Annotated in this window: 23 protein-coding genes; 12 read left to right on the top strand and 11 right to left on the bottom strand. The window is 65.2% G+C overall.

The window, feature by feature from the left end; all coding sequences use genetic code 11:
* Positions 1–27: 27 nt before the first annotated feature.
* From AKJ09_RS11100 to AKJ09_RS11110, 3 genes are read right to left on the bottom strand one after another with little or no spacing between them, the layout of a single operon-like run.
* On the bottom strand, positions 28–375 hold the full coding sequence (locus AKJ09_RS11100; RefSeq protein WP_146647167.1) for a hypothetical protein: 348 nt from the start codon (positions 373–375) through the stop codon (positions 28–30).
* A gap of 14 nt (positions 376–389) precedes the next feature.
* Positions 390–1,145 carry a type III secretion system export apparatus subunit SctR gene (gene sctR / locus AKJ09_RS11105; protein WP_146647168.1) on the bottom strand — a complete coding sequence of 252 codons (756 nt, stop codon included), beginning with the start codon at positions 1,143–1,145 and terminating at the stop codon, positions 390–392.
* Positions 1,142–1,489, bottom strand: coding sequence for a FliO/MopB family protein (locus AKJ09_RS11110; protein WP_146647169.1), 348 nt, complete (start codon positions 1,487–1,489; stop codon positions 1,142–1,144). Before AKJ09_RS11110 ends, sctR begins: the two co-directional genes overlap by 4 nt.
* Before the next feature lie 175 nt (positions 1,490–1,664).
* Between AKJ09_RS11110 and AKJ09_RS11115 the strand changes: the two genes are divergently transcribed.
* The gene (locus tag AKJ09_RS11115) at positions 1,665–2,897 is read left to right on the top strand and encodes an aspartate kinase (RefSeq protein ID WP_146647170.1); all 1,233 of its coding nucleotides are present in this window, start codon (positions 1,665–1,667) and stop codon (positions 2,895–2,897) included.
* 422 nt (positions 2,898–3,319) lie between these two features.
* On the opposite strand, the gene AKJ09_RS11120 is transcribed toward AKJ09_RS11115, so the two are convergent.
* The 4 genes from AKJ09_RS11120 to AKJ09_RS11135 all read right to left on the bottom strand — a co-directional run bounded on the left by AKJ09_RS11120 (position 3,320) and on the right by AKJ09_RS11135 (position 8,979).
* Positions 3,320–3,904: an outer membrane beta-barrel protein gene (locus tag AKJ09_RS11120; protein WP_146647171.1), complete on the bottom strand. Its 585-nt coding sequence runs from the start codon at positions 3,902–3,904 to the stop codon at positions 3,320–3,322.
* A gap of 7 nt (positions 3,905–3,911) precedes the next feature.
* A complete protein-coding gene (locus tag AKJ09_RS11125; protein WP_169927445.1) occupies positions 3,912–6,221 on the bottom strand; it encodes a thioredoxin domain-containing protein in 2,310 nt (769 codons plus the stop codon).
* Between the two features lie 162 nt (positions 6,222–6,383).
* Positions 6,384–8,396, bottom strand: a complete 2,013-nt coding sequence (locus AKJ09_RS11130; RefSeq protein ID WP_146647173.1) for a DsbA family protein — start codon at positions 8,394–8,396, stop codon at positions 6,384–6,386.
* Between the two features lie 172 nt (positions 8,397–8,568).
* On the bottom strand, positions 8,569–8,979 hold the full coding sequence (locus AKJ09_RS11135) for a hypothetical protein (RefSeq protein WP_146647174.1): 411 nt from the start codon (positions 8,977–8,979) through the stop codon (positions 8,569–8,571).
* A 277-nt stretch (positions 8,980–9,256) separates the two neighbouring features.
* Here AKJ09_RS11135 and AKJ09_RS11140 point away from each other — a divergent pair, with 277 nt between their 5' ends.
* From AKJ09_RS11140 to AKJ09_RS11150, 3 genes are read left to right on the top strand one after another with little or no spacing between them, the layout of a single operon-like run.
* Positions 9,257–9,811: a DUF4136 domain-containing protein gene (locus tag AKJ09_RS11140; protein ID WP_146647175.1), complete on the top strand. Its 555-nt coding sequence runs from the start codon at positions 9,257–9,259 to the stop codon at positions 9,809–9,811.
* A gap of 55 nt (positions 9,812–9,866) precedes the next feature.
* A complete protein-coding gene (locus AKJ09_RS11145; protein WP_146647176.1) occupies positions 9,867–10,325 on the top strand; it encodes a hypothetical protein in 459 nt (152 codons plus the stop codon).
* Positions 10,326–10,358: 33 nt separating this feature from the next.
* Entirely contained in the window at positions 10,359–10,946 is a 588-nt protein-coding gene (locus AKJ09_RS11150) for a metallophosphoesterase family protein (RefSeq protein ID WP_146647177.1), read from the top strand.
* Between the two features lie 256 nt (positions 10,947–11,202).
* On the opposite strand, the gene AKJ09_RS11155 is transcribed toward AKJ09_RS11150, so the two are convergent.
* Entirely contained in the window at positions 11,203–11,787 is a 585-nt protein-coding gene (locus tag AKJ09_RS11155; RefSeq protein ID WP_146647178.1) for a phosphatase PAP2 family protein, read from the bottom strand.
* A gap of 92 nt (positions 11,788–11,879) precedes the next feature.
* Between AKJ09_RS11155 and tyrA the strand changes: the two genes are divergently transcribed.
* A complete protein-coding gene (tyrA, locus tag AKJ09_RS11160; RefSeq protein WP_146647179.1) occupies positions 11,880–13,016 on the top strand; it encodes a bifunctional chorismate mutase/prephenate dehydrogenase in 1,137 nt (378 codons plus the stop codon).
* 66 nt (positions 13,017–13,082) lie between these two features.
* Here the strand turns inward: tyrA and kbl are convergent, their stop codons facing one another.
* On the bottom strand, positions 13,083–14,279 hold the full coding sequence (kbl, locus tag AKJ09_RS11165; RefSeq protein WP_146647180.1) for a glycine C-acetyltransferase: 1,197 nt from the start codon (positions 14,277–14,279) through the stop codon (positions 13,083–13,085).
* A gap of 307 nt (positions 14,280–14,586) precedes the next feature.
* Between kbl and AKJ09_RS11170 the strand changes: the two genes are divergently transcribed.
* The 4 genes from AKJ09_RS11170 to AKJ09_RS11185 all read left to right on the top strand — a co-directional run bounded on the left by AKJ09_RS11170 (position 14,587) and on the right by AKJ09_RS11185 (position 18,229).
* Positions 14,587–14,868 carry a hypothetical protein gene (locus AKJ09_RS11170; RefSeq protein ID WP_146647181.1) on the top strand — a complete coding sequence of 94 codons (282 nt, stop codon included), beginning with the start codon at positions 14,587–14,589 and terminating at the stop codon, positions 14,866–14,868.
* 45 nt (positions 14,869–14,913) lie between these two features.
* Positions 14,914–15,390, top strand: coding sequence for a hypothetical protein (locus tag AKJ09_RS11175; protein WP_146647182.1), 477 nt, complete (start codon positions 14,914–14,916; stop codon positions 15,388–15,390).
* A 182-nt stretch (positions 15,391–15,572) separates the two neighbouring features.
* Positions 15,573–16,598 carry an NAD-dependent epimerase/dehydratase family protein gene (locus tag AKJ09_RS11180; protein ID WP_146647183.1) on the top strand — a complete coding sequence of 342 codons (1,026 nt, stop codon included), beginning with the start codon at positions 15,573–15,575 and terminating at the stop codon, positions 16,596–16,598.
* 206 nt (positions 16,599–16,804) lie between these two features.
* The gene (locus tag AKJ09_RS11185; protein WP_146647184.1) at positions 16,805–18,229 is read left to right on the top strand and encodes a hypothetical protein; all 1,425 of its coding nucleotides are present in this window, start codon (positions 16,805–16,807) and stop codon (positions 18,227–18,229) included.
* Positions 18,230–18,516: 287 nt separating this feature from the next.
* On the opposite strand, the gene AKJ09_RS11190 is transcribed toward AKJ09_RS11185, so the two are convergent.
* Entirely contained in the window at positions 18,517–19,839 is a 1,323-nt protein-coding gene (locus tag AKJ09_RS11190; protein WP_205633684.1) for a hypothetical protein, read from the bottom strand.
* 81 nt (positions 19,840–19,920) lie between these two features.
* A complete protein-coding gene (locus AKJ09_RS11195; RefSeq protein ID WP_146647185.1) occupies positions 19,921–20,376 on the bottom strand; it encodes a carboxymuconolactone decarboxylase family protein in 456 nt (151 codons plus the stop codon).
* A gap of 308 nt (positions 20,377–20,684) precedes the next feature.
* Between AKJ09_RS11195 and AKJ09_RS11200 the strand changes: the two genes are divergently transcribed.
* The 3 genes from AKJ09_RS11200 to AKJ09_RS11210 are packed head-to-tail and all read left to right on the top strand — an operon-like array spanning position 20,685 to position 23,228.
* Positions 20,685–21,500 (top strand): lysophospholipid acyltransferase family protein, encoded by an 816-nt coding sequence (locus tag AKJ09_RS11200; protein ID WP_146647186.1) that lies wholly within the window; start codon positions 20,685–20,687, stop codon positions 21,498–21,500.
* A gap of 10 nt (positions 21,501–21,510) precedes the next feature.
* The gene (locus tag AKJ09_RS11205; RefSeq protein WP_146647187.1) at positions 21,511–22,431 is read left to right on the top strand and encodes an ACP S-malonyltransferase; all 921 of its coding nucleotides are present in this window, start codon (positions 21,511–21,513) and stop codon (positions 22,429–22,431) included.
* Positions 22,428–23,228, top strand: a complete 801-nt coding sequence (locus AKJ09_RS11210) for an enoyl-ACP reductase FabI (RefSeq protein WP_146647188.1) — start codon at positions 22,428–22,430, stop codon at positions 23,226–23,228. The genes AKJ09_RS11205 and AKJ09_RS11210 overlap by 4 nt, the downstream gene beginning before the upstream one ends.
* Position 23,229 lies beyond the last annotated feature (1 nt).

Here is a 23,229-nt window from a genome sequence, read left to right on the forward strand (position 1 = left end):
AGCACCAGATTTGATCGACCGTCGCACTCAGAGCTGAATGTCGTTCGGCGAGGCCGTGACCGAGGGCATCGGAGCGGGTCGCGGGCCCTGGCCCGGCGGCTGTCCCGGGCCTTGGCTAGGTGCCGCATTGGGGCTGTTTTCGCCCGCGCGAACGCAGATGCCTTCCGGCTCGCCGGGACGAATCTGGCAGGCTCCGCCCAGCGGGCAGTCCATGTCGATCTGGCACTTCACGGTGGCCGTCGGCGTCGACGACGCGGGCTTGTGCTTCTTCATGCACCCCGTCGCCCCGACGAGCACCAAGCTCACCGCGGCGAGCACGGCGAACGAGGCGAACGAGGCAAGCGCAGGTTTGCGGGTCATGCGGGTCGTGTTCATGGGTGAGCCGGACCTCATCTGTAGCCTGATACCAGCGCCTGGGCCAAGAGCCCCCAGCCGTCGATGGCCACGAACAAAAGTAACTTGAACGGCAGGCTCACCTGCGTGGGATTGAGCATCTGCATGCCGAGCGCGAGCAAGACGTTCGCGACGACGAGATCGATCACGAGAAACGGCAGGTAGATCAGAAAGCCGATGGCGAAGGCCTCGGTGAGCTCGGTCACCACGAAGGCCGGCACGAGCACGGTGAGGTCGTCTTGCCCGATCTTCGCGCGCTCGGCCTCGGGCCGCGCATTCTTGGCAACCTGGAAGAAACGGACGCGCTCCTTCTCGCTCGCGTTGTTTTTCAAGAAGTCGCGCATCGGCTCGCGAACGGCCTCGACGCCCTTCTCGATGAGCACCGTGGTGTCGTTCTTGGCGCCGATGAGCGGCGTGACGCGGTCGAGCATGCGCTGACCGACGGGCGCCATCGCAATCATCGTGAGCGACGTGGCGAGCGCCATGATGACGGTGTTCGAAGGCACCGACTGCGCGCCGATCGCGCTCTTCACGATCTGGAGCACCGTCGAAATCTTCACGAACGCCGTGACGCCCATGAACACGAACGGCACGAGCGAGACGAGCGCCAGCGCGACGACGAGCGCGATGGGCTTGCCCAGGAAGTCGTCGGGGTGAAGCGCCTCGGCCGGTGCCGCGAGCGAGCTCGTCGCCCACAGCGAGCCCAATGCGAAGGCGGCGACGCCGAAAACACGCGGCAAGCGCTTCATCATGAGCCGCCCTTGCCGCTCCCGCCGAGTACGCGCGCGAAGACTTCGCTGAAGGGCGTTCCGCTCGACGAGGGGTTCTCGGGTAACGCCGCCACCTCCGCTGCGCTCATCTCACCGAGCTTCGTGAAGCCCGCCTCGGACGAGCCGACGATGATGACCTGCGTGCCGACCTTCACGAGGTAGATCTGCCGACGCGCATCGAGCGGCAGCTGCCCCACGAGCTCGACCGGGCCGCGAGGGCGCCCAACGCCGAGCTTCCGGGCACCGTAAAGCACCACGAACGCCAGCCCGCAGACCGCGAGCAAGGTCACGAACGTCTCGACCAGATACCCCGCGTACGACCCCATCCCTGTCGGCTCGCCCCTCTCGGTGGTCCCCTCTCGACGGCCCCTCTCGAGACAGTGGTATCGGCGACCGAGCGGCCGGGGTCAATCCCCTCCAGAGGTAATGTAGGAGATAGCGTAACCCCAGCTTGGCGGCACTGTTGACGTGCTTCCCGCGGGGTCCTATTCCTCGCCCGCCTTGGCCCTCGTCGTCCAAAAATTCGGTGGCACTTCTGTCGGGTCGATCGACCGCATTCGCAACGTGGCGCGCCGCGCGATTGCCGCTCAAAAAGCGGGCAACGATGTCGTCGTGATCGTCAGCGCGATGAGCGGCGAGACCAATCGTCTGCTCGGGCTCGCGCACGAAGCCTCCAAGCTTCCCGAAGCGCGAGAGATGGACGTCATAGCCTCGACCGGCGAGCAGGTCTCGGCGGCGCTCACGGCGATGGCGATCCACGCCGAAGGCGGACAGGCGCGCTCGCTCCTCGGTCACCAGGTGAAGATCCTGACCGACGGCGCGTTCACCAAGGCGCGCATCAAGACCATCGAAGGGTCGAAGATCTTCTCGACGCTCAAGAAGGGCCAGATCGCCGTCGTCGCCGGCTTCCAGGGCGTGGACGAGCACGGCGACATCACCACGCTCGGTCGTGGTGGCTCGGACACCACCGCCGTGGCCGTCGCGGCCGCGATTGGCGCCGACGCGTGCGAGATCTACACCGACGTCGACGGCGTCTACACGACGGACCCGAACATCTGTCCGTCGGCCCGTAAGATCAACCGCATCTCGTACGAAGAGATGCTCGAGCTGGCTTCGCTGGGCGCGAAGGTTCTTCAAATTCGAAGCGTGGAGATTGCGATGAAGTACGGCGTTCCCGTTCATGTCCGCACGTCTTTCTCGGATGCCGAGGGCACCTGGGTCACGGGCGAGGACAAGTCGCTCGAAGACGTTGTCGTTGCCGGCGTCGCGTACGACAAGAACGAAGCGCGCGTGCACGTCGTCGGTGTCGACGACAAGCCGGGCGTCGTCGCGGAGCTCTTCGGCTCGATGGCGGAGAAGAACTTCTCCGTCGACATGATCATCCAGAACGTCTCGAAGACCGCGCAGGACCGCGCCGACGTCACGTTCACCCTCGCCAAGACGGACCTCGCGCGCGCCAAGCCCGCGATCGAGGAAGTGGCCAAGCGCCTCGGCTCGAACGAAGTCCGTTACGACGAAGAGGTCGTGAAGGTCTCGATCGTCGGCCTCGGCATGCGCTCGCACGCCGGCATCGCCGCTCGGATGTTCCGCATCCTCGCCGAGGAAGGCATCAACATCCAGGCGATCTCCACCAGCGAGATCAAGGTCTCCTGCCTGATCCATGCGAAGTACACGGAGCTCGCCGTGCGCGCCCTGCACGACGGCTTCGGTCTCAGCAAGGAAGCCTCGGCCTGATCGTTTTCTTCTGAGCTCGCCGTTCCGGCGAGCTCGAACGTAACCAGAACGCGGAATGTCGCTGAGGGCGGCACTTCCGCGTTCCCTCATTTGGGGGAAGCTCGTTCGGGTGACGCGTGCGACCTGCATCGCCGTGTCATCGTCTCCGTCTGCCTTCCCGCTCGCCGTTGGAATCGGCAGAAGAATTTCACAGGAAGGTCGGAAGATCGGAAGATTTTATTATCACGCCGCACAGAGGGCGAAACCCCACTTGGTGGGGACTGGAATTGCGCCAATGCCGACGCGACGGCGCGCGATCCCTCGCTCTACGCCCCCCCAAAAACCTTCCGCCCTTCCGACCTTCCTGTGAAAACTCTCGTGGCGGATGCATCGGTGTCAGCCCGATGTTGGCTCATCGCAACGGCGTCGAGCGCCCGAGGGCTTCAGAAACCCCAGGCGTATTCGACGCGCGCGAAGATGGTCGTGTACGACGGGTAGTCGGTGAGCTTCGTCGCGATCAGATGCTGACGCGCGCCGACGCCGACGGCGAAGTGGCGGCTGAACTGGTAGTCGAGGCCGACGGCGAGCTCGAGACCCGCGGCATACACCGAGTTGTCGAGCGTGCCGCCCGCGAGCCAATAGCCGGCCCCGAGCGCGCCGATGTACGGCACCCACTGGATGACGTCGATCACGTACCCGATGCCCACGCCTGCATGGCTCACGGTCGAGGGACTCGTGCGCGGAGTGTCGGGCGAGTCTTTCCCCGACCCTACGATGGCGCTTCCGACCTCGGCCATCAGGTTGAACTGATCGCTGAGGCCGTAGGTGTAGTGGACGGCGAGGCCGCCGCCCACGCTCATTGACGATTTGCCGTCGACCTTGAGCAGGGCGAGCGACGGATCGAGACCGAGGTGATGCTGATTCTCGGCCGCATTGGCCTCGCGCTCACCAGCGGCGAGTAGCAGCACGGAGGCGACGAGGCCTGCCGCGCTGCTAGCCAGGACCTTGTGGAGTCGGCGGGCGTTCATCGAACCTTCACTGAATCGAGACGAGCTCCACGTCGAACAGCAAGGTGGCCTTCGGCGGGATGACCGGCGGCGCACCGCGATCGCCGTATCCCAGCTCCGGCGGGATGGTCAGCTTGCGGCGACCGCCCACCTTCATACCGATGAGACCCTGCTCCCATCCTTTGATGACCATTCCGTTGCCGATTGAGAAGTCAAAAGGCTGGTTTCGCTTCCTCGAAGAGTCGAACTCCGTGCCATCGGGAAGTGTTCCCACGTAGTGCACAGTGATCTTGTCGCCGGCCTTCACCTCGCGGCCCTTGCCCACAGTGACGTCCTGGACCACGAGGCCGCTCTTCGCATCCGTCACGCCGGCCTTGGGAGCGGGCGGCGGGTTCAAGGCGAGCTCGACGGCCCTCTTGAACTTCGTGAGCGGCTGCGCGCCACTGATGTAGTACGGGCCGACGACGAAGCTCGGCGTGCCGTTGACGCCGATGTCGGTGCCGGCCTTTTCGTCCGCGTCGATCGCCGCCTTGTGCACGTGGTTGTCGAGAGCGGCGTTGAACTTGGCGACGTCGAGGCCGATCTCCTTGGCGTATCCCTCGAGCGCGGGGCGCTTGAGACCGTCTTCACGCTGGTGGTCGAACATGAGCTTTCGCATCTTGGCGAAGCCCGCATTGCCCTTCTGCGCATACGCCTCGCGCGCGGCCTCGGCGGCGAGCGGAGCGTCAGGGTGCATGGGGAGGGGCTTGTCGCGCCAGACGACCTTCACCTGCGTGGGATAGGCCTTCACGAGCTCGTCGATCGTACCTTCGACGCGCGAGCAGAACGGGCACTGGAAGTCGCTCCACTGCTGGATGAGCACCTTGCCGTTCGCCGCGCCCATGAAGGGAGCATTCGCGGGAGGCGGCGCCGCGATCTTCCTCTCCGGCTCGGGCGCACCCTTCGCCGTCTTCATGAGGCTGTCGTAGTAGTCCTTGGCGGCGACCTTGCCCTTCTGGTCGTCGAACTTCTTCAGCTCCTCGTCGATGATCGTCTTGAACTTCGCGAGCGGCTGCGCGCCCACGAGACGACGACCGTTGATGAAGAAGTGCGGAGTGCCGCTCGCCTGGATGTCGTCGCCGACGAGCATGTCGGCTTCGATGCCCTTCTTGTAGGTCTGGCCCTTCACGGCGCCCATGACCTTGGCAACGTCGAGCCCTGCGCTCTTGGCGACCGCTTCGAGATCGGCGTCTTCGAGCTTGGGCTGCGAAGCAAAGAGCTTGTCGTGCACGTCCCAGAAGCCTGCGTCACCCTTCGCCGCGCGGGCGGCCCGAGCGACCTCGGCGGCCGGCATGGCGCGCGGGTGGAACGACAACGGCATATCCTTCCAGACGATGCGAACCTTGTCGCCGTACGTCTTTCGGATCTCGTCGAGCGTGGGGCCGACCTTCTTGCAATACGGGCACTGGAAGTCCGAGAACTCGACGATGGTGACGGGCGCGTCGGCCTTGCCGCGCACGGGCGAGCCGGCGACAGGCACCTTCCACACGGTGGCGACGTCTTCCTTCTCGTCCTCGTCGTCTTCCTCTTCGACGTGCTTCTTGAAGTTCTCCGCCACGAGCACGCGATAGACCTTGTCTCTCGCGACGCCCTCGGCGACGAGGCTCTTCGCCTTGGCGAGCTCACCGTCGATGACGGCCTTGAAGTTCTCGAACGGCTGCGCGCCGGAGAACTCGAGTCCGTTGATGCGGAAGGAGGGCGTACCCGTCGCGCCGATCGTCTTGGCGAGCTCCACGTCGCGCTCGACCTTCTTCTCCCAGGTCTTCTTCTCGAGGCCCTGCTCGAGCTCCTGCGCGTCGGCGCCGGACGCCACGGCCCAGGCGCGGAGCGACTCGGGGCTCATGTCCTTCTGACGACGGAAGACGAGATCGTGATAGCGCCAGAACGCTTCGTCGCCCTTCATCGCGCGGAGACCTTCGCCGATGACCGCGGCGATCTTCGCGTGCTGGTGGAACGGCAGCGGCTCGTGCTTCCACACGATGCGCACGTCGTCGCCATACGTCTCGCGCACCTTGTCGAGGGTGACCTCGACGCGCGAACAGAACGGACACTGGAAGTCCGAAAACATCACGATCGTCACGAGCGCATCGCGTTTGCCGCGCGTCGCGTCGTCTTTGAAAATCGGGACGACGAGATCGTCTTCGGCGGCCGGCGCTTCGACCTTCCCAACGGCAGCTTTGGCGTTGGCGTCGGCCGCGGGCGTTGCCGGCGTGCTCGCCGCGCCTCCACATGCATTCGCGAGGACGACGAGCGACGTCAGTGTGGCGACGATCGACGTATTTCGGGCAAAGGACTTCATTTGGGCCCTACCTTCGTAGCGCAGAGGGCGCGCTCCTGTACACGCAAGAGCGCGTGTCATTTTCACGACCGAGGGCGAAAAAGGCCCAAAGAAAAAGCCCCCCACCCGGCTAGGGCGAGGGGCTTCTGCTCACTCACGAAGAGAGGCTAGGAGACTAGCTGCTCACTTCGCTTCGTTGAGCGCGCGGTCGATCAGCTTCTTGAACTTCGGGAACGGCTGCGCGCCGCTGATGTAGTACCCGTTGATCAAGAACGCGGGCGTACCGCTGATGCCGACGTCGGTGCCGGCCTTGTCCTCGGCGTCGATGACGGCCTTGTGGACGTGGCTGTCGAGAGCGGCCTTGAACTTGTCCATGTCGAGGCCGATCTCCTTGGCGTAGCCCTCGAGATCTTCGCGCTTAATCTTCTGCTGATTCGCGAACATCTTGTCGTGCATCTTCCAGAAGCCGTCGGGGCCCTTCTGCTTGAGCGCCTCGCGCGCCGCTTCCGAAGCAAGCGGAGCGTCGGGGTGCATCGGGAGGGGCTTGTCACGCCAAACGAACTTCACCTTGTCGCCGTAGGTCTTCATGACTTCGGCGATGGTCGGCTCGACGCGCGAGCAGAACGGGCACTGGAAGTCGCTCCACTCCTGGATGACGACCTTGGCGTTTGCGCCGCCCTTGAACGGAGCGCCCGCGGGGACCGGCGGAGCGTTCTTCTTTTCCGGCTCGGGCGCGCCCTTCGCCGTCTTCATGAGGCTGTCGTAGTAGTCCTTCGCCGCGACCTTGCCCTTCGCGTCGTCGAACTTCTTAACTTCCTCGTCGATGATCGTCTTGAACTTCTCGAAGGGCTGCGCGCCCACGAGACGACGACCGTTGATGAAGAAGTGCGGGGTGCCGCTCGCCTGGACGTCCTCGCCGAGCTCGGCGTCCGCGTCGATTTCCTTCTTGTACTTCTCGTCCTTGATCGCCGACTTCACCTTGTCGACGTTCAGGCCCATGTCGGCCGCGATCTTCTCGAGATCGGCGTCTTCGAGCTTCGGCTGCGAATCGAACAGGCGCTTGTGCGCCTCCCAGAAGCCCTTGTCGCCCTTCTGAACGCGAGCTTCGATCGAGAGCGCCGCGGCGGGCTTTGCACGCGGGTGGAACGGAAGCGGCTCGTGCTTCCAGACGATACGGACCTTGTCGCCGTAGGTTTCCTTGATCTTGTCGAGCGAGGGCTCAACGCGCTTGCAGTACGGGCACTGGAAGTCCGAGAACTCGATGATCGTGACGGGCGCGTCAGCCTTGCCCTGGAAGGGCGAGTTGCCGACCGGCACGCGCCAGACCGTCTTGGTGTCTTCCTTCTCGTCGTCGTCTTCCTTCTCGGCCTTCGCGGGGGCGGCCTTGAAGTTCTCCTTCGACATCTCGACGTAGATCTTGTCCTTGGGCGTACCCGACGCGATCTTCGCCTGAGCCTTGCCGAGCTCCTTGTCGATGGCTTCCTTGAACTTCTCGAACGGCTGCGCGCCCGAGAGCTCCACGCCATTGATGCGGAACGCGGGCGTGCCGTTGGCGCCGACCTTGTTCGCGAGCTGCTGGTCTTCGTCGATCTTCGCGTCCGCCTTCTTCGAGGCGAGGGCGGTCTTGTACGCGTTCGCGTCGACGCCGGCCGCAACGGCCCACTTCTCGTACGACTCGGGGCTCAGATCCTTCTGGTTCTGGAACGCCGTGTCGTGGAACTTCCAGAACGCGTCCGAGCCCTTGAGCGTGAAGACGGTCTGAGCCGCCTGCGCCGCCGGCTTGGCCTTGTCGTGGAACGGAAGGGGCTGGTTCTTCCAGACGAGGCGAACCTTGTCCGGGCCGTAGGTCTTCTTGACCTGATCGAGCGTCGGCTCGACGCGCGAGCAGAACGGGCACTGGAAGTCCGAGAAGATGACGACCGTGACCGGAGCCGAGCGGCTACCCCAGACGGGGTCCTTGCTCGTGACGGGGATGGGGGAGTCGCTGTCCGCCCACGCGCCGCCCGCGGACGACGAATCGGCCGTGATGCCGCCCGCCGTCTTCATGCGGTGGCTGTCGTAGCCCCACATGACTGCGCCACCCGCGAGGAAGCACAGGAGGAATCCGATGACTGCTACACCCGTGCTCATGCCGCCGGAATCGGGCGGCGGGCGCACGTCGGCCGCGTGGGCCTTGTGGTCCTTGTCCTTTGCCATTTTCAATCCTTGTAAGTTGCAACGAAACTTCCGGCGTCGTGGGCGGCACGATCACCGATGCGAGTTGCGTATGAGCGGCCCTACCGAGAAGGAACGGACCGGTCACGCGCGACGCGCACCGATGAACACTGCACGACCACGCACGCGAACCTGAAACGCTAGGAAACGGCGTTCAGGCGCGCGGCGGACGTTCGAGGTCCGACCGGAAACCAGGTCGCGCGAAAGAAAGACTCGCGACCGGAGCGGGACACAGTTCACTCTCGGGATCCGCGACGCTCGTCGCGACGTTGGCCGTCGCGGGGTCTTGCGCGGGCCCGCTGTCGATCAACAGGGGTGCGCGATGCGAAACCAGGTGACGTGTCTCGAGGGGGCTTTGCGTGCAGTCGTCTTCGTTGACGACGATGTCGAGCGACTGCTGCGGATCCTGCATCTGAGGAGGCGGCGCGAACATGATCGCTCCGCGCGGGTCACAGACGGGCGCCGCGTTCACCGATGCTGCGCGTGCTGCGGAAGGCGCGACGATCCACACGGCCACGAAGGCCGTGAGAGCGACGAACACGCGCAGCAGAAGCCGACAGGACATCAGCGCCGCGTAGTTTGTCCCCGCTGAGGCTTCGAACGCAAGCACAGCCGTCAGGAAAAGTGTGCCCCGAGTGACGATAAGGCCTTGAAAGGTCGAGCAGACGCTGCCGGACGAGGGGCCCGTCGTACGACCCCACATTTCCAGGCCCGCGTTCGAGGGGGCGTACAGCTGGGGACCGAAACGCGGGCCAATTGGTCTCGCACGAGCTCGTCGAACCTCCGCAAAAAGCCGGGCCGAATGCGATGCACCCCAAGGCGAGCGTGCGTACGTCATTCTCATGCGATCCCTCCTCGTTGTTGCGATGCTCGTGCTCGCCGCCGCGTGCGGGAGCACGATGCAGGTCAAGTCGAACGAAGCGAACAAAGGTGCGGACGTCGCGCGCTACCACACGTACGCGCAAGAGACCGCGGAGCAGCCGCCCGAGGGCTTTGCGCGGACGGACCTCACGCCCGACGTGACGGACATCATCTTCAAGACCGTCGACGAAGAGCTCTCGCGACGGGGCTACGCGCAAGCGCCTCCAGGCACGAAGCCCGAGCTCCTCGTGCGGTCGTCGTCGGGCGTTCGCCAGGTGAGGAGGCAGCCGACCGGAAAGGCGGCGGTGGTCGGCGCCCCTAGCGTCGAAGAAACCCAGAGCCAGCTCGTCATCGACATCTTCGATCAGTCGGGAAAGCAGCTCTTCCACGGCTATGCGCAGGACGAGGTCCAGCCCGGCCAGGTGAAGGAGGAGCGCGTCGATCAGGCGGTGGCGAAGATCCTCGCGCCCGTGCCGATGTCCTCGCAGGCTCCTGCGTCCATGACGACGACGCGGCCTCGCCAGGGTACGCCCTGAAGACGAGCTACGCGGCTCGCAAGCGCCCGGCTCATCGCTTGCAGCTGCGTCGTTCATGGCTTCAGGTCGTCCGTGGGTGCGCGGCGCGGGCTACGTAGCCTCGGCCGCGATGATCGCGTGGCTCGCCACTCCCCTCGCCTCGCCGCTTGGTTGCGGCGCAGCCACCGACATCGACTCGCAAACCGAGGCGCTCCGCGCGAGTTGCAGCGGCGCCGCCGGCATGTCGAGCGTCACCGACGGACACACGCACGACATCTGCATCACCGAGCAGCAGCTCGAGACGCTGCCCGAGAGCGGCGTCGTCGACGCCACGACCATCGCCGACGGGCACTCGCACACCGTGACGCTCTCGCAAACGGCGCTACAGCGCATTTCCGTGGGACAGACGGTGGGGGTCGAGACCTCGGTCGCCCTCGGCCACACGCACACGTTCACGCTGCACAAGGGCCCTTCGAGCTCGAGCTCGAGCAGCTCGAGCAGCTCCGGCGCGGGGCCTGGTCAATTCGGCTACTGACCGCGCGCCCGACGACGTAACCTGCGAGCCGCGATGGCAAAGGCGAAGTCCAAGTCGGCCTCGAAACTGGTTACGCGCCACGAAAAGGTCTGCCTCGAAAACGGTGCCCTGCATCTCGTCGTCGTCGCCGACACCCACAGCCTTCCGCACGAGCGAAGCCCCGAGCTCATCGCCGGCGAGCATCCCGACCGAATCCTCCACGCGGGCGACATCGGCGACACGAGCGTGCTCACGGACCTCGCCAAGATCGCGCCGCTGTCGGCCGTGCGCGGAAACATCGACACGAACGACGGCGTCTTGCCCGACGCGCTCGTGCTCGACATCGTCGAGAACGACGAGAGCCTCTTCAAGGTGCTCTTGATGCACATCGCCGTCTACGGGCCGAAGATCCGCGCCGACGCCGCGCAGCTCGCCCGCGCCGAGGGAGCCTCGATCATCGTGTGCGGTCACTCGCACGTGCCCTTCATCGGACGCGATCGCGGCCTCACCGTATTCAACCCCGGCTCGATCGGCCCTCGCCGCTTCCACCTGCCGATCGTCTTCGGCGTGCTCGACGTGAAAGACCGTCGCGTGTCGATGAAACACGTCGACTGCGAAACCGGCCAAACCTGGCTTCCCTAGAGAAGCAATGCCGTTCGGACCGGCAGAAATTTCACAGGAAGGCCGGAAGATCGGAAGGATTTATTAATCGCCCCGCGTAAAGCGCCAAACTGCGCTTGCAGGGGAATTGAATACCCCCGATGCCGACGCGGCATCGCGCGATTTGCTCTCCGCCCCAAAAACTTCCGACCTTCCGCCCTTCTGTGAAAAATCTCGGGCCGAATCCATCGGTGTTTGAGGGATGTTTGTTTATCCGAACAGCATCGGCCCGAGAGCCCTAGTCGGTAACGGGGGTCGCGCCGGGCTGACGTAGGTAATAGGTCGCGCCGGTGGCGCCGAGCAGCATGCCGAGGAGCGCACCCGCGGCGATGTCGCCCGGGAAGTGGACGCCGAGCGCGACGCGTGAAAGGGCAACGCCGGTGGCGGTCGCGAAGAGTGCCGCGGCACCGAGCATGCGATAGACGCGCGTTTTTCCCGTGGTGACGTCGACCGGCGCGCGACCACCGCGAAGGAGCACGAGCCCCACGAACGTGGCGAACGCGAACGAGCCCGCGGCGTGGCCGCTCGGGAAGGAGAAGTCGGTTGGCGCCGAGGCGACGTGCGCTTGAATGCCGAGCGCAATGTACGGACGTGTTCGCCCGACGATCTGCTTGCCGATGAACACCGCGAGCGCCGTGCTCGAGAGGACCGTCACGAGGAACGCGGCGAAGCGACGCGTACGGGCGGCCGCGAAGAGCGGCGCAATGGCGATCATCGACCAGCCGCTCCCGATCACGGACAGGATGGTCATCACCAGAAGCACGGCGTGACCGGACATGGCCGTGTTGAGTACGCGGAAGATATGGGCGTCGAAGTCGTTCACGCGCGCGGAAGCATGGCACAACCAGGCGAGTGCGCACGGCTCTATCGCTTTCCGTGGCGCAGGTCCGGCTTTCTTTCTAAGTAGGGCGCATCATGTCGACCCCCTCGCCCGCGCCCGAGCTCGTGGCCATTCGTGACGAGCTTGCCGCCAAGGACAGAGAGCTCGTGGCGATCCTCGCCGAGCGCATGCGGCTCATCCGCGAGGTCGCGCGCATCAAGGGAGAGAAAGGTCTTCCCTCGTTCGACCGTGAGCGCGAGGGCGCGCATCTCGACGATCTGGTCGCGCTCGGTCGCACCATGAACGTGCCCGACGACGTGGTACGCGACGTCTACGCTCGCCTCTTCGCGGCTTCACGCCTCGAGCAGCGTCGCATCCTCCAGACGAAGGCCGAGCACTTCTCGGTCGGCATCATCGGCGCAACGCAAGGCATGGGCGCCTTCCTCGCGCGCGTCTTGAAGAACGGCGGCTTCGAGGTGGAGACGATGGGCCTCGGCGAAGGACCGAAGGCCGAAGAGGTCGCGTCGCGAAACGACCTCGTCATCGTCGCCGTGCCGATCGCCGCGACCGTGGACGTGATTCGTCGGATCGCTCCGCACGTTCGCCCCGGCGCGTGCCTCATGGACATCACGTCCATCAAGAGCGCGCCTCTGAAGGCCATGCTCGAGGCAGCCCCCGAAGGCGTCGACGTCGTCGCGACGCACCCGATGTTCGGCCCGCACGGCGGCGACTTCGATCGTCAGAAGGTCGTCCTGTGTCGTGGTCGCGGCGACGCCGCGTTCGCGCGCGTGAAGAAGCTCTTCGAGAGCTTCGGCGCCGAGACCATCGAGGCCACCGCCGAAGAGCACGACGCGCAGATGGCGCTCATCCAGGTGCTCGTGCACGAAAAGACGATGGTGCTCGGCTCCGTGCTCGAGCGCCTCAAGGCCGACCTCGGCCGAAGCTTGCAGTTTGCAAGTCCGATCTATCGCACCGAGCTCGCCATGATCGGTCGCATGTTCTCGCAGCGCGCCGAGCTCTACGCGGACATCCTCACCGTCAACCCGGAGGCCCCTCGCCTCTCGCACGTCTTCGAACAAGAGGCGGCGCACTTCGCCCGCGCGGTGGCGATGGGCGATCGCGAATCGGTGGTGAAGCGCTTCCGCGAGGTCGCCGAGTTCATGAAGGACTTCGCCTCGTGGGCAAAAAAGCAGTCCGACGCCATTTTGGACGACCTCGTAAGGCACGGGTAAGCCACAAAACGGCAGCGCCGCGGCGACTCTTGCGAGGGCCGCGGCGCACCAACGAACCCTAGGCGGTCAGGCGATAACGCCTAGTTCCTTGCCGACCTTTGCGAAGGCGGCGACGGCGCGGTCGATCTGCTCGTCGGTGTGCTGGGCCGAGAGCTGGACGCGGATGCGCGCCTGGCCCTTCGGAACGACCGGGAAGAAGAAGCCGATGACGTAGATGCCCTCGTCGAGGAGCTTCTTCGCCATCTCCTGCGAGAGCTTCGCGTCGCCGAGCATGACGGGGACGATCGGCGTCTCGCCGTCCTTCACCGTGAGGCCGGCCTTCGTCACGCCGTCGCGGAAGCGCTTGGCGTTCGCCATGAGCTTGTCGCGGAGCGCCGTCGAGCTCGAGAGGAGGTCGACGACCGCCGAAGCTGCGCCGGCGATCGCGGGCGCGATCGAGTTCGAGAAGAGGTACGGGCGCGAACGCTGGCGAAGCAGATCGATGATCTCCTTCTTGCCCGTGGTGAAGCCGCCGGCCGCGCCGCCGAGGGCCTTGCCGAGCGTCGACGTCATGACGTCGATGCGGCTCTGGACGCCGAAGTGCTCGGGCGTGCCGCGGCCCGTCTTGCCGATGAAGCCGCTCGCGTGCGAGTCGTCGACCATGACCATCGCGTTGTACTTCTCGGCGAGGTCGCAGATGACGTCGAGCTTCGCGAGGTAGCCGTCCATCGAGAAGACGCCGTCGGTCGCGATCATGCGAAGGCGCTTGCCCTGGGTCTTCTTGAGCGCCTCTTCGAGCTCGCCCATGTCGCCGTTCGCGTAGCGATGACGCTCGGCCTTGCAGAGGCGGATGCCGTCGATGATCGAGGCGTGGTTGAGCGCGTCGGAGATGATCGCGTCTTCTTCACCGAGCAGCGTCTCGAAGAGACCGCCGTTCGCGTCGAAGCACGACGAGTAGAGGATCGTGTCCTCGGTGCCGAAGAAGTTCGAGAGCTTGTTCTCGAGCTCCTTGTGGAGGTCCTGCGTGCCGCAGATGAAGCGCACGGAGCTCATACCGAAGCCGTGCGTGTCGATCGCGCGATGCGCGGCGGCGATCACCTCGGGATGCGAGGAGAGGCCGAGATAGTTGTTCGCGCAGAAGTTGAGGACCTTCTGCTCCTTGCCCTCGCCCACGCCGATCTCGGCAGCCTGGGGGGTAACGATGATGCGCTCTTCCTTGTAGAGGCCCGCCTCGCGGATCTCGCCCAGGGTGCTTGAATAGATGTCCTTTGCTCGGCCGAACATGGCGCTCTTCTAGCCGAGCGCCCACCCGACGAAAACGGGCATGGATGGATCGGACTTCCACCAGATCGAGCCGACGCGACGGCAGCGCTTATTGAAGTGCGGGGCGAAGCCCATCCATGACGCCTTTCACGCGAGGCCTGGAAAACAGGGGGGAGAGAAAAACGTCGTTGGAGACCATGTGTGCGGCTCGGCGCTTGCACATTACATGGTTGTGGAGTACACGCGTCACGCCGTTCGGGGCCGGCATTTCGGGGTCGAACGGGTCACGCGGGCCACGCACCTCACGGACCGCCTCGGAGATCTCGTCATGAACTCGATCGATACCCGCTCTCTCGCCGCTCACGTCATCCGCCTCCTCGGCGTTGCCCAGGCCAAGGGTCGCGTGGCGCGCCTCGACGAGGTGGCCTCCGAGCTCGACGTCCGCCGGACCGACGTTCGCGCGGTGGTCTCCCGCCTCCACGCGGAAGGGCACGTCGATGCGCTGCGCATGAAGCTCACCATGAGCGGCCTCGGCATTGCGGCTGCGCTTTCCGGTAGCAAGCTCCGCACTCCGCGGCGCCACGAAGAAGCCGTCGCCCGCGTCGCCTGAGCTTCGAGACAGCGCTGCGGCACCAGGCTTGCTGCCTGTTCCCTCATGGCCGCAGCGATCGCGAGGACGAGCTTTGGCGCACACCCCGCGCGCGTCCTGCTCTTCGTGACTCTCGCTTTTGGCGTGGCCGGCATCGGGGTCTTCGCCGCGTGTGATGTCGAACCCCGACATCGAATCGAGCCCGCCCCCGTGCCGGTGCTCGATGCTTCGGCGGCCCTCTTCACGCTGCGATGGACGGTGGACAGCGTGAGCCTCCCGTCCGAATGCGAAGCGCGGAACGCCGCGGCGACGCAAATCACCGTCACGACTCCGAGGAACGAAGTCTTCAGCGTCTCCCAGGTAGACTGCCGAGCGTTCAGTGCGAGCATCGTCCTCGCCGCTGGAAGCTACGAGGCCGACGCCGTCCTCATCGACGGCCTGGGCACCGTCGTCTCGCAGAGCGCGCACGTCAACCGCTTCACGGTCGTGGGCAACGACGAAGCGCTCCGAATCGTCGACCTCGAGCCTCTCCCCGCCTATTGAGCGCGAGCGCAACGTCACGCGATCACGGCACGTGACGAGCGGTGACGAGCAGGTGAAGCGCGACCACACGAGTACGTCGCAGTGCGTCGTTAGCTCGACCGCAAGAGCGATGTCGATGACGCAGAGAACGGGGCCGGGACCCGCTTGCGGGCGCACGGATGGACGCCTAGCGTGCGACGCCGATGAGCAAGCCTGTCGTTCTCGTTACCGGTGCGAATGGTGAGATCGGTCGTACGTTGCTGCAACGCCTTCACGCCGAAGGCAACTACCGGGTCGTCACGGTCGACCTGACGCCGCTTCCCGAGAAGTACCGGCAGTACTGCCTCGAGACGTACGCCGGCAACATCATGGACCGCTACCTCCTCGATCAGGTCGCGGCGCATCACGAGATCGAAGTCGTCTTCCACCTCGCGGCGCTCCTCAGCACGCGTGGTGAGCGCGATCCCGAGCTCGCGCACCAGGTCAACGTCGAGGGCACGCTCCACCTGCTCCGCGTGGCGCAGAACCAGTCGCAGCGCCTCGGTCGTCCGGTTCGCTTCATCTTCCCGAGCTCGATCGCCGTCTACGGCATGCCCTCGGTCGAAGAGAAGACCAGGGCCGGCGCGGTCGTCGAAGACGCGTACAACACGCCGATCACGATGTACGGCTGCAACAAGCTGTACTGCGAGCACCTCGGTCGCTACTTCACCAACTACTTCCGCCAGCTCGGCGCCCTCGCGAACGCGGCCCGCCTCGACTTCCGCTCGATCCGCTTCCCGGGCCTCATCTCGGCGGAGACGGTTCCCACCGGCGGCACCAGCGACTTCGGCCCCGAGATGCTCCACGCTGCGGCCCAGGGCCAGGCGTACAAGTCCTTCGTCGGCCCCGACGCGCGCATCCCCTTCATGGCGATGCCCGACGCGGTCACCGCGCTCCTCACGCTCCTCGAGGCCGATCGCGAGAAGCTCACCGACACGGTCTACAACGTGACGGCCTTCAGCCCCACCGCCGGCCAGATCGCCGACCGCGTCCGCAAGGCCTTCCCGGGCGCCGACATCACCTTCGAGCCCGACGCGGTTCGCTCGAAGATCGTCGACTCGTGGCCCGCCGACATGGACGACTCGCGCGCCCGCAAGGACTGGGGCTGGAAGCCCGCCTACGACGTCGACCGCGCCTTCGACGAGTACCTCATCCCGACCATCCGCAAGCGCTACGCCGAATCGCGCTGATCGAAATTCGATAAGCCGAATAGGCAAAAGAGGCGCGCTGGCTTTTCCGAGCCGCGCGCCTCTTCTCATTTCCGCGAAGCCAAACTCGCAACGCCACGAGAAGGTGTTTCGGCGCAGCGCAGGCCTGCTTTGGTGGCACGTCTGCCCAGAACGGATATCGTCCCGCAAGCGCCGGTTTCCGTGACCTCGATCTGGAGCCTCCTGAAATGACGAATTGGTCGCGTACCGTTGCCATCGCTGTCGCGGCCATTCCTTTGGCCATTGGCGTTGCTGGTGGATGTTCCGGTGCCCTCGAGGAGGCCGGAACCGACGACGGTGGTGACGTCGACGCCGCGCCCGACGGCACGCGACCGAAACCGTCCCGCGGTGGGGCTGCCGATGCACGCGTCGACAGCTCCGCGGGACCGCCGACGGGGAAGACCATTCCTGCCGGGTGGTCGCTGTTTGCCGATTACGATCCGGCATGCGGCTTCTACATTCCTGACGACAAGGCTCACTTGCCGGAGCCCTATCGCTGGGAATCCTGCTCAGTGCTGGAAGCCGGCCACGGCATGCCCGGTCCGGACAGCATGGATTGCCGTCGCATGGTCACCGATTGGCAGGCCGCCGAGGGGCCGAACCTCCTGGTCGAAAGTGCGGCGGAGGTCGTCGATGGGAAGGCGCGGCTCGAGGTCACTCGAATCGTCGGCGATATCGGTTACGTCGTCGTCGCCGACGCCGATGGTCCCGTGCACAACTCGCTACTGCTGACCGGCGGCTGCGGCATCAAACCTGGTTCGATGAACGGGGGAAAGGCCGTCTATCGCATTTATGATTCGGACAACGACTTCACGATCGGCGGCGCCATTGGAGGCAGCGTCGATAGCTTGCAGCCGGTGGTTTACCTTCCCAAAGGGCATCGCTCCACGAGCACATTTTCTCAACAGTTCGACATCGGCGCACGTTACCTCGTCGAAGAGGTCGGATCAGCGGACCCCGTCTATGCGCTCGATTCGATGACCCAGATCGCAACGATCGCCGTCGCGCCGGAGGACTTCGGGATGATCTATGCGGGCTACCGTTTCTCCGGTGACGACGTGTTCTGGGAAGGCGGAACCTCGATCCGTAGCGCCGTCAAAGTGTGGACGCGGGCTGGAGGGGTGAAGACCCTCGTAGGCTGGCCCAACGATTACACGCGGTCGGCAAGTGGCATCGGCACCGATGGGGTCGACATGGTCTGGCTCGAGGAAAATGGCCTGATCAGCGAAGGCATCTACTCGGATTACCAGGTCTGGACGGCGAAATATTCGACCGATCCCGCCGCGGTGGCGACGAACAAGCGACATGTTCTGGCCGATACGCTGGGCAGCTACTCGGAGAGATTCGTCGTGGGTTGTGGTTACGCTGCCATCGCGATCCACCCCAACACCGATTGGGGGCAGGCCTACGGCGTGCGCGTCGTCCGGCTCGCCGACGGCGTCTCATGGACCGTATACAACGAGTCGGCCCCCCAGGTCTCCGACCTCGTGATCCAGCGACCGCTCGCGGTCACCTGCGACGAGGTCTTCGCGCGTGGGTTGAGCAAGCGCACCGACGACGAGCTGGTGCGCATTCGCATCGACTCGCTCGGCCCCGGTATCGCTCCGCAGTAGCGCGAGGTTCAACCGCGACGAGAGAAGGGCTGAGAGCCAGGCCTCTCTCCTTCGAAACACCACCGACTCGATGCCCACGACACCGTCCATTTCGGGCGGCGTCGTGGCGCGAGTCGAAAGTTGCCGAATTCAAGTTTCGCCAGCGACCGCGCTCGACGTCGGTCCCGACGCAGGGCAGCGCGCGCAGCATCCCCATCGACGAGACGCCACCGCTTGACGTGATTTTTTGTGAGCGCGCTACGTTCGTCGACACGCGGGGGCGTCAGATGACGGTTGCGCAGCGCGCGTCACCGCTCATCATCGCGATTCGGTAGCGACTCGGCATACGTTGCCAGCCATCCGCCGGGGGGACTGAGATCGAGTCCGTCGGGCTTGCGCGAAGCCCGCCCCGACAAGAGGAAGCGCTCCCCGCGATACGCCCACACACGCAGGTCGACCCAGAGCTCGACGCCATCGCTCGTCGACAGGCGCGATTTCGGCGCGCTTCGCTGCGCGACATACGCGTGCCCCTTCTTCAGCAACCGCCGCAGGCGCGTGCGCCCGACTCGGGCCCCGGGGAGAAGGCCATGGCTCGCAAAACCGTGGCACGGCTTGAAGAACAGGCTGTCCCTCTGCGAGACGAGCTCGTCGACATTCTCTTCGCGAAGAAGGCGCGTTTCGGGAACGTGAGCGCCGAGGAATTTGCGCTCCTCCGGCAAAATGCCAACTTCTGAATCCCGCACTTGGGTCGACAACCATTCGAGCAAGCGCTTGTCGCTGCGTGTCGAATACGTAAATGGATTTGGCGCAACGTAAACGCTCCGACTTTCGTAGGCGGCGCGTACGGCGGAGAATTCTTCACCTTCCCATAGGAAATCGGTCGATCGATTCACGACGAAGCGAATCGGCGTGTCGTCGTGGAACAAGCATTTGCCGTCCCATTTCGTCTCGGAGGGAGAGGCGATTTCCGAGATCCATCCTGCAGCGCGGCAGATTCGTTGCAAGAGCACGAGCTCCTGTCGGAATCGGCCGACCTGCATCGACTCTCGGTCGTCGAGGATGAGCACGGGACCGTGTAGGGGCTCACCGAAGAACGCCTCACCTTCGGCACGAATCATCGCAAGGAGTTTTGCTGCGAACGAGTCGTAGGAGGCAGGAGCTTCGATCGAGCCTCGTTGGGCGACGTTACCGAGCTCGAAATGGTGCCGGTTCAGGAGCGCAGCGAGCAGGAAGCCCGAGCCATTGTCGTTGAACTCGACGAGCTGCCACTCGCTTGGTCGATCGGGCGGGACATGAAAGTCCCACGCGCTGAAGAAGCAAGTCTCCGGCCGAGCTACGCGTGCGACCTCCGCGGCGTCCACGGTCACGGTCGTTTGCCAAGCTTCACGCGTCGTGATGCGGTCGAACAGACGAACGAACGCTTCGATTTCCGCGAGGACCGAATGCGGAATGACCTGATGGACCGGCGCGATGCTGAGCCGCGCCTGCACGTCGGACAGGCCGGCATCCCGCAATGCCGCGACCACTCGATCTTGGACGTCCACGACGGCTAGACCGAGCAGCAAGAGACGTACGCGCTCTTTCGCGCACCGCTTGGGCTGGTGAACCACGCTGCCTCGTGGCTCCGGCACGCCGTCGAGCTTCCACGTTTGGACGGGGGACGTTCCCGCCGCCAGTCTAGATACGACTGGCGGCCGCCGCCGTTGTCTCGCTCAGCGGAAGCTGCCGGCGACTTGTCGCGTGGCGAGGTTCAGCCGATTCCAGACGTTGATCGCGCCAATCTCGAGCAAGAGCCCCGAGAGCGCCTTCTCGTCGTAATGGCGGGCGGCCTCGGTCCAGATCTCGTCCGTCACGGCTTCCGGTCGATCCGCTACGCGAGTAAGCGCTTCCGTGAGCGCAAGGGCGGCGCGCTCCGCGTCGGTGAAGTACGGCGCCTCGCGCCAGGCTGCCACCAAGTGCACGCGCTGATCCGTGTCGCCGCTCCTCTTCGCGTCGTTCGCGTGCATCTCGACACACACCGCACAACCGTTGATCTGGCTCGCGCGGAGGTGAACGAGGTGGATCGTCTTCTCCGGCACGCCGCTGCTGTGCGTTGCCTTCGATAGCGCAAGGAGGGCCTTCATTGCTTCGGGAATGACCATCGCCGGCTGCTTCATACGTGCTTGCATGATTTCTCTCCTTCGCTTCTCTCGTCTCAGACGTTCATGACCGGGCGCCCTTCGGTCTGACCACGTGGGCTGCTTCGGTTTGCGGAAAGGCCTCTTTTTCGCCCTTCTGCACGGTTAACGTTCGGTCCCCCGGGCATCCGACAAATTTCTTCGCGGGAGTCGGTCGAATCCGGGAAGGCCCCTCGGCCGGCACTTTGGCCTCGCAGGAGGCCGAGCCCGTCGCGACCGGCGCCGGTCACTGCGCTCCGTCCGTAGGCGATTGATCTGGATCATCTCGCGGCAAAAGGGCTCGCGCTAAACGAGCTGCCATGCCTGCTCTGAAGTGGCGCGACCGACTCGCGCTGGAGGTGCAATCGCTCCTGGGGTGGGCTGCTTTCGCCATTGTCGGGCCGAGTGCGGTCTTCACGATGCGCGTCGCACGAGGGAACCGTGTCGAGGGGATCGCGGAGGCGCGCCGCGTCTATCGAGAGGCGCTCGCGTCGGGGCGGCCGACCTTGGTTTGCGCGAACCACCTCACGATGGTGGACTCTGCCTTTCTGCACCACGCACTCGCGCCACTTGGCGACTACCTGCGCGACTTTCACCGATTCTCGTGGAACGTGCCGGCAACCGAGCACTTCACGAAGAACCTGTTCCTCCGTGTGCTGGTGTACCTCGCCAAGTGTGTACCCATCGATCGAGCGGGCGACACCGAGGCGCGCAAGGCCGTGCTCGACCGTCTCGCGTATCTCGTCTCGCGTGGCGAGATCGTCACGTTGTTCCCAGAGGGCGGGCGCAGCCGTACGGGCCGCGTCGATGTCGACAACGTCACCTACGGCGTCGGCCAAATACTGAGTACGCTCGACCGTCCCCAGGTCTTCTGCGCATATCTCCGTGGCGATCGTCAGGATTCGTACAGCACCGTCCCCGCGTTCGGCGACACTCTCCGCCTTCGCGTCGCGATCCTCGAGCCGACGACGAACGAGACCGGACTCCGCGCGGCTCGCGATTTGTCACGCCAGGTGATCGCGAAGCTGAAGGTGATGGAGAACGATCTCATTGCCGAGCGCGAGGCACAGCGCGTGTCAGGAGACCGTGACGAAGCGTGTTTCAGCTGTGACGAGTCGACGATTTTCGTTTGGTAGTTATTCCGCAATGAGCTTCACCGCCGTCGTATTCCCCGGTCAAGGTTCGCAGCGTGTAGGCATGGCGAGCGACTTTTGCGCGCGATTCGATGTCTCGCGCAATGTCTTCGCCGAAGCGAGCGATGCGCTCGGCATCGATATGGCTGCCATGTGTTTCGATGACGATCCCCGGCTCGATCTCACGGAGTACACACAGCCGGCGATCCTCACCGCAGAGATCGCGATGCTCCGTGCACTCGAGCACAACGCCGGTCTCCGCCCGACGCACTGGGGTGGGCACAGCCTCGGCGAGTACACGGCGCTCTGCGCGGCGGGCGTGATCCCTCTCGCGACCGCCGTGCGCCTCGTCCGTCGCCGAGGTGCGCTCATGCAGCAGGGCGTGCCGGCCGGTGAGGGAGCGATGATGGCGATCATCGCCGAGGGGATCGCCGATCGCGAGCTCTCGAGCGAGCTCGACGGCCTCGACGTCGACACCGCAAACCGCAACTCGCCGGGACAGATCGTGCTCTCGGGTAAGCGCGCCGACGTCGAGCGTGCAGCCTCGCGGATCGCCTGCTCGGTCCCGGGCGTCGAGCTCGTACCGCTCAACGTGAGCGCGCCGTTCCACTCACGCATGATGCGCGGGATCGAATCTGCATTCCGCGCCGAGCTCGACGCGGTCGCAGGCGAGCTCGCCTTCGAGAGGGCGGGCGCCGTTACGTCCAACCTCACGGGCGGATTCCACGTCGCGGACCGCGAGGCGGTACTCGACGCATTGACGCGCCAGATCAGCGGCACCGTGGACTTCATCGCGAACATGCGCGTGCTCGCTTCCGCGGCGGATCGCATCTGCGAGGTGGGCCCCGGACGTCCACTCCGTGGCTTCTTCAGGGCCATCGGGCGCGACGTCGCGAGCGTCGTCTCCGTGAAGCACGTGGCCGAGGCCGCATGACAATCACATTCGACCCCACGCACTGGGCGCTCGTACTCGGCGGTTCGAGCGGCTTCGGTCTCGCGACCGCGCTGAAGCTCGCTCGACACGGAATGAACGTATGCGTCGTCCACCGCGATCGACGCGGCGCGATGGAGGCGATCGAGCCGCGCTTCGAAGAGCTCCGCTCGTTGTGCGCCGGCTTCCTGGCGGTGAACACCGATGCACTGTCCGACGCGGGGCGCGCCACGGTGCTCGATGCGCTCTCGGAGAAGATGGGCGTGAGCGGTCGCGTGCGCCTCCTCATGCACTCGGTGGCCTACGGGAACCTCAAGCCGCTGGCGACCGCGCACGATGAGCCCGTGCTCGAGGGGGAAGACTTTGCCCGCACCGTGCATGCGATGGGCACGAGCCTCGCGACGTGGACGCAGGACATCCTCGCGAGAGGCATGTTCGCTGGCGACGCGCGCGTCATCGCGATGACGAGCGAGGGCAACGAGGTCGCTTGGCGCGGCTACGCTGCAGTCGCCGCCGCCAAGTGCGCGCTCGAGTCCGTCTCGCGCGCCATCGCCGTCGAGCTCGGGCCGCGCGGCATTCGCTCGAACGTCCTCCAAGCGGGCGTCACGGACACGCCTGCGTTGCGGCTCATCCCGGGCAGTGAGCGCATGAAGGCGCATGCGCTCGAGCGCAATCCGTTGGGCCGCCTTACCACGCCGTCCGACGTTGCAGATCTCGTGTGTTTGCTCTGCACCGACGAGGCGCGCTGGGTGAACGGCGCGCTCATCCGCGTCGACGGTGGCGAGCGCATCGCGGGGTGAT

Origin of the sequence: Labilithrix luteola (assembly GCF_001263205.1) — a bacterium.
Lineage (GTDB): Bacteria > Myxococcota_A > Polyangia > Polyangiales > Polyangiaceae > Labilithrix > Labilithrix luteola.